The 13,103-nt window shown below is 43.3% G+C and carries 15 protein-coding genes; 8 read left to right on the forward strand and 7 right to left on the reverse strand.

What is annotated here, in order from left to right; genetic code table 11:
* Genes galE through rfbB form a run of 3 tightly spaced genes read left to right on the forward strand, consistent with a single transcriptional unit; the run spans position 1 to position 2,674 of the window.
* Complete coding sequence (gene galE / locus B9A91_RS14310; RefSeq protein WP_084239497.1) at positions 1–1,023, forward strand: UDP-glucose 4-epimerase GalE; 1,023 nt, start codon at positions 1–3, stop codon at positions 1,021–1,023.
* Positions 1,024–1,590: a hypothetical protein gene (locus B9A91_RS14315; protein ID WP_084239498.1), complete on the forward strand. Its 567-nt coding sequence runs from the start codon at positions 1,024–1,026 to the stop codon at positions 1,588–1,590.
* Positions 1,591–1,621: 31 nt separating this feature from the next.
* Positions 1,622–2,674 carry a dTDP-glucose 4,6-dehydratase gene (rfbB, locus tag B9A91_RS14320; RefSeq protein WP_084239499.1) on the forward strand — a complete coding sequence of 351 codons (1,053 nt, stop codon included), beginning with the start codon at positions 1,622–1,624 and terminating at the stop codon, positions 2,672–2,674.
* Between the two features lie 31 nt (positions 2,675–2,705).
* Here the strand turns inward: rfbB and B9A91_RS14325 are convergent, their stop codons facing one another.
* Both B9A91_RS14325 and B9A91_RS14330 read right to left on the reverse strand, forming a co-directional pair.
* Complete coding sequence (locus B9A91_RS14325) at positions 2,706–3,938, reverse strand: ABC transporter permease (protein WP_084239500.1); 1,233 nt, start codon at positions 3,936–3,938, stop codon at positions 2,706–2,708.
* A gap of 100 nt (positions 3,939–4,038) precedes the next feature.
* Positions 4,039–4,392, reverse strand: coding sequence for a HesB/IscA family protein (locus tag B9A91_RS14330; RefSeq protein WP_084239501.1), 354 nt, complete (start codon positions 4,390–4,392; stop codon positions 4,039–4,041).
* 130 nt (positions 4,393–4,522) lie between these two features.
* Here B9A91_RS14330 and B9A91_RS14335 point away from each other — a divergent pair, with 130 nt between their 5' ends.
* From B9A91_RS14335 to dnaA, 3 genes are all read left to right on the forward strand, one after another.
* Positions 4,523–5,053, forward strand: a complete 531-nt coding sequence (locus B9A91_RS14335; RefSeq protein ID WP_084239502.1) for a DUF7935 family protein — start codon at positions 4,523–4,525, stop codon at positions 5,051–5,053.
* A 2-nt stretch (positions 5,054–5,055) separates the two neighbouring features.
* Positions 5,056–6,600, forward strand: coding sequence for an acyl-CoA mutase large subunit family protein (locus B9A91_RS14340; RefSeq protein WP_084239503.1), 1,545 nt, complete (start codon positions 5,056–5,058; stop codon positions 6,598–6,600).
* Between the two features lie 194 nt (positions 6,601–6,794).
* Positions 6,795–8,225 carry a chromosomal replication initiator protein DnaA gene (gene dnaA / locus B9A91_RS14345; protein ID WP_084239504.1) on the forward strand — a complete coding sequence of 477 codons (1,431 nt, stop codon included), beginning with the start codon at positions 6,795–6,797 and terminating at the stop codon, positions 8,223–8,225.
* A 71-nt stretch (positions 8,226–8,296) separates the two neighbouring features.
* Here dnaA and B9A91_RS14350 read toward each other — a convergent pair whose 3' ends face one another.
* The 4 genes from B9A91_RS14350 to B9A91_RS14365 form a co-directional block, all read right to left on the reverse strand.
* Complete coding sequence (locus tag B9A91_RS14350; protein WP_084239505.1) at positions 8,297–8,845, reverse strand: NUDIX hydrolase; 549 nt, start codon at positions 8,843–8,845, stop codon at positions 8,297–8,299.
* Between the two features lie 11 nt (positions 8,846–8,856).
* The gene (locus B9A91_RS14355) at positions 8,857–9,627 is read right to left on the reverse strand and encodes a TPM domain-containing protein (RefSeq protein ID WP_084239506.1); all 771 of its coding nucleotides are present in this window, start codon (positions 9,625–9,627) and stop codon (positions 8,857–8,859) included.
* Positions 9,624–10,073: a TPM domain-containing protein gene (locus tag B9A91_RS14360; protein WP_084239507.1), complete on the reverse strand. Its 450-nt coding sequence runs from the start codon at positions 10,071–10,073 to the stop codon at positions 9,624–9,626. Before B9A91_RS14360 ends, B9A91_RS14355 begins: the two co-directional genes overlap by 4 nt.
* An 82-nt stretch (positions 10,074–10,155) precedes the next feature.
* Positions 10,156–10,737, reverse strand: a complete 582-nt coding sequence (locus tag B9A91_RS14365) for a LemA family protein (protein ID WP_084239508.1) — start codon at positions 10,735–10,737, stop codon at positions 10,156–10,158.
* A 126-nt stretch (positions 10,738–10,863) separates the two neighbouring features.
* Here B9A91_RS14365 and B9A91_RS14370 point away from each other — a divergent pair, with 126 nt between their 5' ends.
* Both B9A91_RS14370 and B9A91_RS14375 read left to right on the forward strand, forming a co-directional pair.
* On the forward strand, positions 10,864–12,405 hold the full coding sequence (locus B9A91_RS14370) for an NAD(P)/FAD-dependent oxidoreductase (RefSeq protein ID WP_084239509.1): 1,542 nt from the start codon (positions 10,864–10,866) through the stop codon (positions 12,403–12,405).
* A 100-nt stretch (positions 12,406–12,505) separates the two neighbouring features.
* Complete coding sequence (locus tag B9A91_RS14375) at positions 12,506–12,865, forward strand: CoA-binding protein (RefSeq protein ID WP_084239720.1); 360 nt, start codon at positions 12,506–12,508, stop codon at positions 12,863–12,865.
* 2 nt (positions 12,866–12,867) lie between these two features.
* Here B9A91_RS14375 and B9A91_RS24420 read toward each other — a convergent pair.
* Positions 12,868–13,103 (reverse strand): hypothetical protein (locus tag B9A91_RS24420; protein ID WP_235012556.1); only part of this gene is annotated, 236 nt, incomplete at its 5' end.

Consider the following 13,103-nt stretch of genomic DNA (forward strand, 5'->3'; position numbering starts at 1 on the left):
ATGTCAAAAATATTAGTAACCGGCGGAACCGGGTTTATTGGTTCACATACAGTAGTTGAATTGTACAATGCGGGCTATGAAGTGGTCATCGTTGATGATTTCTCTAATTCCAATCCCAAAATATTACAGCAGATAGAAACGATAACCGGCAATAAGCCCGAGTTTGTGCAGCTAGATCTTTGTGACGAAGCTAAGGTGAAGGATTTTGTTGCGAAAAACAGTGACATAAGCGGGGTAATCCATTTTGCTGCCTTTAAAGCTGTAGGGGAATCCGTGCAGCAGCCTTTAAAATATTACCGGAATAATTTTTATTCGCTGATTAATCTGATCCTGGCATTTGACAGTAAAGTTAACCTGGTATTTTCATCTTCCTGCACCGTATATGGGCAACCAGATGTGTTGCCTGTAACCGAAGATGCCCCGACCAAAAAAGCAGAATCGCCTTATGGCAATACCAAACAGATTGCAGAGGAGATTTTGCAGGAAACCTGCGCGGTAACCCCTGGCTTAAACGTAACTTCGTTACGTTATTTTAATCCTGTTGGTGCACACCATACCGCATTGATTGGTGAATTACCTATTGGTGTTCCGCAAAACCTGGTTCCTTTCATCACACAGTCGGCCATAGGTAAACGCGGGCCGATTACAGTGTATGGGGATGACTACAATACACCTGACGGTAGTGCTATCCGTGATTATATCCATGTGGTAGACCTGGCGAAAGCTCATGTAGCTGCAATCAGACGCCTGGAAAGCGGCAAAGCTACATCCAACTATGAAGTGTTTAACCTGGGTACCGGCAAAGGCTCTTCTGTGTTGGAGATCATTAAGGCTTTTGAGCAATCGACCGGTGTGAAGCTGAATTATACCATCGGTGCAAGAAGAGAGGGCGATATAGAAAAGGTTTGGGGAGACGTAAGCAAGTCGTCCAGGGATCTGGAATGGAAAGCTGAACTGGACCTGGCAGAGATGATGTCATCGGCCTGGAAATGGGAACAATACTTACAGGAAAATCCTTTTTAAATGTTGCTGAGCGAGCATGCAGCCCTGAAACTGGAAATCAAATCCCTTCCTGTAAAGGAAAAGGATAAGCTGCTGCTCAGGCTGATTGCTAAGGATAAAGTTTTAACTGAACATCTGCACTTTAAATTACTGGAAGATGAGCAGGATCTGGTCTTGCGCCAGGAAAAGCTAACGGTAATTATAGATGAAGGCATAGCAGCACTGTTGAACAGTCAGAAACCAAACTCAAAGGAAACTTTACTCCGGATGCGGAGGCTGAATGGTAATATAAATCACCATTTTAAAGTAACAAAGGACATTACCAGTGAACTGGAACTGAGGCTCTATTTGCTCAACCGGATTCCTGTTGAGTTTAATGAAAGTATTTTTTCGGCACTTTATAAGTTCAGCGAGAAACTGAACGTTTACTTTGTGAAGACAGCTGTTTCTTTGCTGAATAAATACCATAAGGTACATGAGGACCTGCAATTTGATTTGAAGGCTTCTGTAAATGAACTGTTGAATAAGATTTATAGCCATAAAACGGCAGGTATAGCCAAAGCGCTTGGTTTGCCGGATGAATTATAAATTATAAAACGAATAAAAACGATTGATACCAATGAAGAAAATATTAATAACAGGCGGGGCAGGATTTATCGGTTCCCATGTGGTACGCAGGTTTGTGAATAGCTATCCACAGTATGAGATTGTGAACCTGGACAAGTTGACTTATGCAGGAAACCTGGCCAATTTAACAGATATAGAAAGCAAACCAAACTACCGTTTCCTTAAGGCTGATATTACTGATGCCGCCGAGATCAATGAACTGTTTCAGCGCGAACAATTTGATGCAGTGATCCACCTGGCCGCGGAATCTCATGTTGATCGCTCAATTGCAGACCCGACAGCCTTTGTGATGACGAACGTGATTGGTACGGTTAACCTGCTGAATGCTGCGAGAGAATACTGGAAAGGCAATTACGACAGTAAGCGCTTTTACCATGTATCTACGGATGAGGTTTATGGTGCTTTGGGTGAAACCGGTATGTTTACCGAAACCACCGCCTACGATCCGCACAGTCCGTATTCTGCATCCAAAGCCTCTTCCGATCATTTTGTAAGGGCTTACCATGATACCTACGGATTGGACGTGGTGATCTCCAATTGCTCCAATAACTACGGATCGCACCATTTTCCGGAAAAGCTGATCCCGCTGGCAATCAACAACATCAAAAATAACCGCCCGGTACCGGTGTATGGTAAGGGAGAGAATGTACGCGACTGGCTTTGGGTGGTAGATCATGCCAGGGCAATCGATGTAATATTTCATCAGGCCAAAACCGGAGAGACCTATAACATTGGCGGGCATAACGAATGGAAAAACATAGACCTGATTCAGTTGTTATGCAAAATTATGGACAAGAAGCTGGGCCGGGAGGCAGGGACCTCAGCTAAGCTGATCACCTTTGTAACCGACAGGGCAGGGCATGACCTGCGTTATGCCATAGATTCTACCAAACTACAGGAAAAACTAAACTGGGTTCCGAGTTTACAGTTCGAGGAAGGGTTAGAAAAAACAGTAGACTGGTACCTGGAAAATGAAAAGTGGCTCTCTGATGTTACATCCGGTAACTATCAGGCGTATTATGAAACACAATACCACGGAAGATAAGCAAGAAAGGCCCTTTTAAAAGGGGCCTTTTTTATTCGTATCTTAATGCTTCTACAGGATCGAGCTTAGAGGCTTTTTTTGCCGGGTAGTAACCGGAAATAATTCCGACCAGTACGCAGAGTGCAAAGCCCCCGAAAATCCAGCCCCAGGGAATGATAAATGAACCTCCCATAAGCAGGGATATGGCATTTCCTATGGAGATGCCGAGGAATATCCCGAAAGCCCCCCCCATCAAACAGATCATTACTGCCTCAATAAGGAATTGCTTACGTATTACAGCCGGATTAGCCCCAATGGCCTTTCTGATACCAATTTCGCGTGTCCTTTCTGTTACTGATACCAGCATAATATTCATTAAACCGATCGATGCACCAATTAAAGTAATCACACCTATGGCTATGCCCCCCCAGACGATGTAACGCAGGTTTTCAAACAGGGTTTGCGCCATCGCATCACTCTTGGTGATTTCAAAGTTGTTCTGGTCGGTCACCTTTATTTTTCTGATGTTCCTGAACAGGGCAGTTGCTTCGCCAATAACATTATCAATGATGTCGTTGCCCGGAACAATTACTGTAATGGTATACGACGGGTTTGAACTGGAATTTATCAGCTTAGCTTTTTTGAGCGGTATGTAAACGGCACGGTCGCCGCTAAAACCCATACTCTGCCCTTTAGATACCAATACGCCAATAACTTTTAAGCGGGTGTTCCCCGCGTTAATGATCTGGTCAAGAGGAGATTGTTTTTTGAATAGCTTTTCTGCAACTTCACTGCCAATGATGCAGACGTTGTTCGCAGACAGCGACTCCGATAAACTGAAATTGCGCCCCTGTGCCAGTTCCAGTCCCTGCGAACTCAGGCCATTCTCATCTACGCCCTGCATGGTAATGTTGGGGTTTGTCTTTTGCGCACCAAATTTTACCGTAATTGCCCGGCTGGCAAAAACACTTACCGCAACTTTAGCAGGTGTATTTAAGCGCTCTTTGAAGGTTAATGCATCCTCGTAGCGGATCGATTTGAAAGGTTTTTGCCGATGCCCTGACCCACCGATCCTGATTCCGGTGCCCCGGTTCCTGATGGTGAAAGAATTTGCGCCCATACTGGAAAAAGCTTCTGTCATACTTTTCTTAACAGCATCCAGTGTCGTTAAAATTCCTACAAGCGCAGAAAGGCCTATTGCAATAATCAATGCGGTAAGCATAGTGCGTAGCCGGTTCCCGGTGATGGATTGTATGGCTAGTTTTACGTTTTCGGTATAGGTCATGCAGCAGAATAGAATAAATAGGGATGCTAAAATAAAAGTCCTGTTGTTAAGACAACAGGACTTTATATAATGTTACAATGGTATGGAAATAATTGGCGGTTTATACCGAAAAGCTGGTGCCACAGCCACATGTGCTGGCTGCGTTTGGATTGCTGAAGGTGAAACCCCTCGAATTCAGCCCGTCCTGCCAGTCCACCTGCATGCCCAACAGGTACATCTGGTGTGCTTTATGCATAAAAACCTTTATTCCATCGATGATAAACTCCTGATCTCCATCTTTTTTCTGATCAAAACCAAGTACATAGTTCATTCCTGAACAGCCTCCGCCTTCTACACCGACACGTAGCCCGAAATCTTCTGCAATCTCCTGTTGGTTTTTTAATTTATTTAGTTCCTTGACAGCACCTTCTGTAAAGGTTACTGGCGCAAACGCTGTATCTACAATATTACTCATCGTATTCAAAATTAATTTTATGCCCAGTGCTCCAGGCGTTAAAAAAAACGTTTAATAGAGCAAATATAAATCAAAATGTACATTTTTGTCGGTACTCACATTAATTATTACGGTATTTAAACAAAGCAGAATGGATGTAGAAAAATTTTTAACCGATGCAGGTGTACTGGTAGTTGGAGGTGTTGCCACAATTTCTGCGGGTTATTATTTAATTAAAGGCGATATCCGTAATTATTTAAGACTCAGGTTCGCGTTTCAGAAAAAAGATGAAAATCAGCAATTGCTGTCCTTACGCCTGCAGGCGCATGAACGTTTGATCGTTTTTATTGAAAGGATAAACCCGACAAATCTGTTTATCCGGCTCCACCACCAGGGCATTTCACTGCAGGAACTTCAGGCTGCGGCATTGAATGAGATCCGATCGGAGTTTCAGCACAATGTTAGTCAGCAGCTGTACATCAGCACTGCCAGCTGGAAGGTAGTTAAGCAATTGAAAGACGATACCATTGCTACGGTAAACAATGCTGTTAAAGGTTTGCCTGCCGATGCCATGGGAGTAGACCTGAGCAGAAAAGTACTGCAGCATATGGCAGAACTTGAAAGTAACCCTTATGATCTGACATTAGATCTGATTAAAAAAGATATTCATCAGCTGTTTTAATTATGAGCAAAAAATTTATCACCACATCGGGTATAACCATAAAAGAAGTATATACTGAGGGCAGGACGGAGATGGAACTGCCGGGGGCATTTCCATATACCAGGGGAATCCAAAAGGATATGTACAGGGGGCGACTATGGACCATGCGGCAATATGCTGGTTTTTCTACTGCAGAAGAATCCAATAAACGGTATCATTACCTGCTGAAGCAGGGCACAATGGGGCTTTCTGTTGCCTTCGACCTGCCTACGCAAATCGGTTACGATTCGGATCATGAAATGTCTGAAGGAGAGGTAGGGAAGGTGGGTGTAGCGATCGATTCCTTAAAAGACATAGAGATATTATTTGATGGTATTGAGCTCCAGAAGATCACTACTTCTATGACTATCAATGCCACTGCCTCTATTTTACTGGCGATGTATATTGCACTGGCCAAAAAGCAAGGGGCGGATATTAAACAGATTTCCGGTACCATACAGAACGATATTCTTAAAGAATATGCCGCCCGTGGCACTTATATTTATCCACCTAAACCATCCATGCGGATCATTACGGATATTTTTGAATACTGCAGCAAAGAAGTGCCTAAATGGAACACCATCTCTATTTCAGGATATCATATCCGCGAAGCTGGATCGACTGCTGTTCAGGAACTGGCCTTTACCCTTGCGAATGGAAAGGCCTATCTGAATGCTGCACTTGAAAAGGGACTTGACATTAATGTGTTTGCAAAGCGTTTATCGTTTTTTTTTAATTGTCATAACAATTTCTTTGAAGAGATTGCCAAATTCAGGGCTGCGAGGAGGATGTGGGCGAAGATTACCAAAAAACTGGGTGCCACGGACGAAAAGGCGCAGATGCTTCGGTTCCACACGCAAACAGGAGGTTCTACATTGACTGCCCAGCAGCCCCTGAACAATGTGATCAGGGTAACCAATCAAGCCATGGCTGCTGTGCTGGGTGGTACACAGTCCCTGCACACCAACGGCTATGATGAAGCACTTTCCTTACCTACAGAAGCTGCGGCAAAGATAGCGCTGCGCACGCAACAGGTGATCGCTTTTGAAAGCGGGGTGACCGACACCGTTGATCCTTTAGCCGGTTCGTATTTTGTAGAAAGCCTTACAGACGAAATTGAGGCCGCCGCACAGCTGTATATTGATAAAATTGACGCAATGGGCGGATCAGTAAATGCGATCGAGAACGGCTATATCCAAAATGAAATTGCTGACGCGGCTTACCAATACCAGGTTGAGGTAGAGGAAGCCAGCAGGGTAATTGTAGGGGTCAATAAATTTGTACAGGAAAAAGAGGGCATTAACGATGTATTTACGATCGATGAGTCCATCCGAACAATACAAACGGAGAAGCTGAACAAACTCAAGGCAGAAAGGGACAATGATGCGGTTAAAAAGGCATTGCAGGAGCTGGAAATGGCTGCTAGAAATACTGACAATCTGATGACGTTTATCCTCTCGGCCGTAGAAGCTTATGCCACACTTGGAGAGATCGCAGACGTGATGCGTAATGTTTTCGGAGAATATTAAAAATTATGTTAATAAATAGTTATCAACATAAAAAATTGAGGTTAACAGAGGTATGGTATTGCTGTATAAGTACTTACCAAATAAATGAAAATTAAGTTTTTTTTGTTGATAATTTTTTGAATATTCGATCTCTCGAACGGGTTCATTTAATGTGCTCAAATCGTTACTGTAAACCAACAAATTATAGAAGGACTATGGAAAAAACTTGCATCGAAGTATGGAAAAACTGTCTCCAAATCATAAAAGATAATATTCCGAGCCAAAGTTTTAAAACCTGGTTCGAACCTATATCGGCTCTGAAGTTGGAAGGCAATGTTTTAACTATACAAGTGCCAAGTTTGTTCTTTTATGAATGGTTGGAAGAGCACTATGTTGGACTGCTCAGAAAAACTGTAAAAAAGCAGCTTGGAGATGAAGGTCGGTTGGAGTACAATATTGTGGTAGACAAATCGTCTAATTCAGGTTCTCCTTATACGACCAATATGCCAAGTACCGGTAACGGTGCCGAAGCTAAAAAGCAGTCGATGCCTATTCCGGTTTCTATCAATAAAGATATTAAAAACCCTTTCATTATCCCGGGTTTAAAAAAGCTGAATGTAGACCCTCAGCTAAATGCAAATTATACTTTTGAGAACTATATTGAGGGTGATTGCAACCGTTTGGCCCGTTCTGCGGGTTATGCCGTTGCTGCCAAACCTGGCGGTACTTCTTTTAACCCTCTGATGATTTATGGCGGGGTAGGACTGGGAAAGACACACCTGGCCCAGGCCATTGGAAACGAGATCAAGAGAAACATGCCGGATAAACTGGTGATCTATGTGTCGTGTGAAAAATTTTGCCAGCAATTTGTAGATTCACTAAAAAACAATACCATTAACGACTTTGTCAATTTTTACCAGGCAATGGATGTGATCATCATGGATGATGTACACAATTTTGCAGGTAAAGAAAAAACACAGGATATATTTTTCCATATTTTTAACCATTTGCACCAGTCGGGAAAGCAGGTGATCTTATCGTCTGATAAAGCACCAAAAGACCTGGCGGGCCTGGAAGAGCGTTTGCTAAGCCGCTTTAAATGGGGCCTTTCTGCCGATCTGCAGGTGCCGGACCTGGAAACCAGGATTGCCATACTTAGGAAAAAGATGTATGCAGATGGAATAGAGCTGCCAACCGAGGTCATAGAGTATGTTGCACATAATATAGACAATAACGTTCGGGAACTGGAAGGCGCCATGGTATCTTTACTGGCACAGTCTACTTTAAACAAAAAGGACATCGACCTGGCATTGGCCAAGCAGATGTTAAAGAACTTCATCAAAAATACCTCGAAGGAGATTTCAATGGAGTACATTCAAAAGCTGGTATGCGAATATTTCGAGGTGCCGGTTGATATGGTCAAGTCACAAACCCGAAAGCGCGAGATTGTTCAGGCAAGACAAATCTCTATGTACCTGTCAAAAAGCCATACCAAATCATCATTAAAAACAATAGGCGCTTTTTTTGGTGGCAGGGACCACTCCACAGTAATTTATGCCTGCCAGACTGTAGAAGATCTGATAGATACAGATAAAAAATTTAAAGGTTATGTGCACGATATCCAAAAGAAATTGAAAATGAGCTAAGGAAGCTCATTTGTATTGAAAAGCCCTGTAAGTTTTTGCTTACAGGGCTTTTTAATTTATTCAGGACTAAATTAGTTTTTTTCAAGCCGTATCAGGCCGTAAAACAGGGCTGCACAATGCAAAGCCTGGTCTATTTTATTGTCGGCCAGCAACTGCTTAACTTCAGCAATGCTATATTCCTCTACATTCAGGATTTCATGCTCATCTAAATGCTGTTCCTGCGTTTTTGTTCCTCCTTTAAGCAGGTAGGTATAAGTTACATTATTGGCCGTAGCCGGATTTGGGTATAATGTGGCAATGAGTTCAGCACTTTTAAATGAATAACCTGTTTCTTCCAGCAGTTCCCTTCTGATTGCAGATTCCGGTAGCTCATCTCCATCGATCACCCCACCCGGGACTTCCAGGGAAACAATATCAGCAGCATGACGATACTGACGTACCATTAGGAGTTTATTTTCTTCGGTAAGGGCTATGGCGTTCACCCAGTTTGGATATTCCAGTACATAATAATCGTCTTTTACACTCCCATTCTGTAATTCGCAGGTGTCTACCCTGAGTGTTGCCCACTTTTCCTTCACCAGATATTTTGATGAAAGCTTTTTCCATTTTAATATTTCCATAGGTTATCAAATTACCAGCTGCCACTGCTTCCGCCACCGCCAAAACTGCCTCCCCCAAAACCACCGAAGCCTCCACCACCACTGCTTCCGCCGCCCCAGCCTCCGCCACCACCAGAACCACGGCCTCCGCCAAGCAGCATACTCCAGAAAAGTGCATCGGCAACGCCCCGGCCGCCGATAACCTGCCCGCCGCCGCCTCCACCGCCTCTTTTCAGCAGTACAACCACAACCACTATAATAATAATGATTACAAATACCCCCGATGCACCACCGCCGCGTCTGCCAGGTTTAGGTTTGTCGTTTTTATATTCACCTTTGGTTACACTAATGATGGCATCGGTACCCGCATCAAGCCCTTTAAAATAGTTCCCCGCTTTAAAATAAGGCTTAATGTCGTTTTCGATGATCCTCCGGGTATACATATCAGGCAATACACCTTCCACGCCATAGCCTGTTTGTATGGCTATCTTTCTATCGCCCAGGGCCACTAGGACTACAACACCATTGTCTTTGCCCTTCGTGCCCACTCCCCAGTTACGGCCAAGGCCCATTGCGTATTCGTTGATATCGTATTCACCGACGGATTTTAAGATCACTACAGCGACCTGTATAGATGTTGAGTCATCAAAGGCAACCAGCTTTTGTTCCAGCTGCTGAATTTCGCTGCTTGTGAGTGTTCCTGTATAGTCGTTAACCAGCGTATTGGGTTTAGCCGGAAAGTCCTGACTAAAACCTGCTAAGGTAGTAAAGGATAAAAATAAGGCTATGATTAACTTTTTCATCGCCTGTTGGTTTTGTGTTGATCCATAAAAATGATGTCATTCGGAAGTTCGTTGATGTCGCCCCCTTCAAATGGAAAGAAAGTCGCCAGTTTTTCTCCGGCCAGTACAATACCGGCTATAATCCCCTGCACAATATTGCCACCCAAAAAATGGGCTTTCATGGCTATCTGGGTGGTCTCCCAGAAATCGGTAGGTACAACTTTGTTGATACCGCTATCGCCAATTATTGCGAATTTATGGTCTTCGTAAGCCAGATAAATCAGTACCCCATTGTGCTTGGTGGTTTTGTCCATGCCCAGTTTTGAAAAATAGGTGGTTGCTCTTTCAAAAGCATCGCCCGTACAATGTGCTTCTACTGCAATTCTTATTTCTCCTGAAGTTGCTTTTTCAGCTTCCGAAATTGCATTGGCAATAAGTTCCTGGTCTTGTTCTGTGAATATGCCCATGATTAGGATTATTGGGTAAGAATAAGGGTAATGAATGTTTAATTATTAAACACGCATTACCCTTAAATGTTATTTTGGGATATTAGAATTCTACTTTTGGGGCCTTTTCTGCACCAGCTTCTGCTTTAAAGCCCGCTTTCTGGCTAAAACCAAACAGGCCCGCCATTAAGTTGTTCGGAAAGGACCTTACTTTTGTATTGTATACCTGAACAGATTCATTGAAGTCTTTACGGGCAACCGCAATCCGGTTTTCAGTTCCCGCCAATTCGGCCGAAACATCCCTGAACTGTTCGGTAGCCTTTAATTGGGGGTAGTTTTCAGTTACCATCAATAAGCGGCCTAAAGCCTGGCTAACCTGACCTTGTGCTGCCTGAAATTTTTCAATGCTCTCAGGGGTTAATTTATCAGGGTCTACAGTTACCTGTGTTGCTTTGGCGCGCGCCTCTGTTACCTGGGTTAATGTACTTTGCTCAAATTTAGCGGCACCTTTTACTGTGTTCACTAAATTCGGAATCAAATCCGAACGACGCTGATACTGGGTTTCAACCTGGTTCCATTTTGCTTTTACATCTTCATCCAGTTTAACCATACTGTTATAGCCACAACCACTCATTGCTACAACCAGGATTAAGATGCCTGCTATCGCCAATACTGTTTTTTTCATTTTTCTTTTGTTTTAGTTTTTCCGGGCCTGCTTTTGCCAGGCTTTCTGTTAATAGGTGTTAATTTACACATTAGAACTCAATTTCCGTACCTTTGTTACAATTCAGGATAAAAACCTGACAGGTTTATGCAAAAAGAAATAGAAATTACCATGGCTCCTGAAGAAAGGGAGTCTGAAACGCTACGCTTAAAAAAGCTTGCAAATGCCTTACATATAGATGTATTGCGCATTAAAGGGCATAAAATACTCAAAAGATCTATTGATGCCCGATCAAGAAAAGTAATTTATCGGTTACAGATAAGAGTGTTTGTTGATGAAGCACCTTTGGCAGATGTTTATACTGTAAACTATCAAAATGTCAGTAATTCCAGGCCGGTAGTTATTGTAGGTGCTGGTCCGGCTGGCCTGTTTGCTGCGCTGCAGTGTATAGAAAACGGATTAAAGCCAATCGTTTTAGAACGGGGCAAGGATGTAAAGCAACGCAGAAGAGACCTTGCGGCAATCAATAAAGAGGGGATAGTCAATACTGAATCCAATTATTGTTATGGTGAAGGTGGGGCAGGGACCTATTCTGATGGTAAGCTCTATACACGTTCCAATAAGCGGGGGGATATCAATAAGGTATTACAGTCTTTTGTACAGCACGGCGCAACAGAAGACATTTTAATTGATGCCAGACCGCACATAGGGACCAACAAACTGCCTCATATCATTACTGCTATCCGGGAGACCATTTTAAATGCAGGTGGAGAAGTTCGTTTTGATCAGAAAGTTACCGATATACTTATTGATTTCGGAAGAGTAAAGGGTGTTGTGGTTAATGAGGCAGAGCGTTTACTGGCGGATGCTGTGATTCTTGCTACAGGGCATTCGGCCCGCGACATATACGAATTACTTCACCACAAAGCTATACTGGTTGAAGCTAAGCCTTTTGCCTTAGGGGTAAGGATTGAGCATCCTCAGGCTATTATAGACGCTGCACAGTACCATTGTGATGTCCGGAGCGGGTTTTTGCCCCCGGCCTATTACAGTTTGGTGGAACAGGTGGGCAGCAGAGGGGTATTCTCTTTCTGTATGTGTCCGGGAGGGATTATTGCCCCCTGCGCCACCTATGAAAATGAAATCGTGGTAAATGGCTGGTCGCCCTCGAAAAGGAACAATCCTTTTGCCAATTCTGGTACAGTAGTACAAATAACGCTGGAAGATGTGAAAGGTGATGATCCTTTAAGGATGATGCACTTCCAGTCGCAGATAGAGCAGGCTGCTTTTAAACTGGGTGGGGGCAATCTGGTTGCTCCGGCACAGCGGATGGTCGACTTTGTTGAAGGCAGGCTTTCCGCTGATCTTCCCAGGAATTCTTATCTGCCCGGTACGAAAAGCGCAATGCTCAAAGACACCCTGCCTGATTTTGTGGCTTTGAGCTTAAAAAATGCCCTGCCTATTTTTGGAAAGAAGATGAAGGGGTATTATACGAATGAAGCCATTTTAGTGGGGGTCGAGAGCAGGAGCTCATCGCCGGTTCGTATTCCGCGCGACAGGGGTACTTTTCAGCATCCGCAGGTAAACGGTTTATTTCCATGTGCTGAAGGCGCTGGATATGCTGGCGGTATTGTTTCGGCAGCTATTGATGGGATTAATTGTGCAAACGCTGTTTTGAAAATTTTTTAAAGCAAACAGATGTTTGCCATTTTTGTTGTAGAGTACATATGAAGCACGCCATTTTTCATTGTGCTTCTTGTATAATGATTTGCTGGTTAAGAATAAGATAGTGAAAAAGACATTAATAATAGGGGCAAGTCCCAATCCATCGCGATACGCATATCTGGCAGCAAATATGCTCAAATCCAAGGGATACGAAATCGTGAATGTAGGTATAAAAAGAGGAGAGGTTGCAGGGGTTGAAATAGAGGAGCCGGGAAATATCCATTCGGATATCCATACCGTTACTTTATATATAGGCCCTCATTTGCAGCAGCAATACGTGGATTATATCCTGAAGACTAAACCTAAGCGTGTGGTTTTTAACCCTGGGACTGAAAATGCCACGTTTGAAGATCTACTGAAGAAGAATGGTATTGAAACTATAGAAGCCTGTACCCTGGTCTTATTATCTACAGGACAATATTAATTTTAGATTGGTTTAGATTGGCCCATGAGACATGAAAGTTTTAAGGGCTTTTTTGTGTGGTCTCCGGGGGCTCTATATGCTTTAGCTAGATTTTGCATGTTCACATTTTTCGTGGCTGCTTTGCCGCCATCCACAAAAGGGTGCTTTTTTGTGAAGAAAGTTAGTGGAATGTGTATATGAAGTGGGGGCTGGCTGGCTGTTTTTTGCCTTTGCTTTACTGAAATAGACTGGGAACAAA

The organism is Pedobacter africanus, assembly GCF_900176535.1.
Taxonomy (GTDB): Bacteria; Bacteroidota; Bacteroidia; order Sphingobacteriales; family Sphingobacteriaceae; genus Pedobacter; species Pedobacter africanus.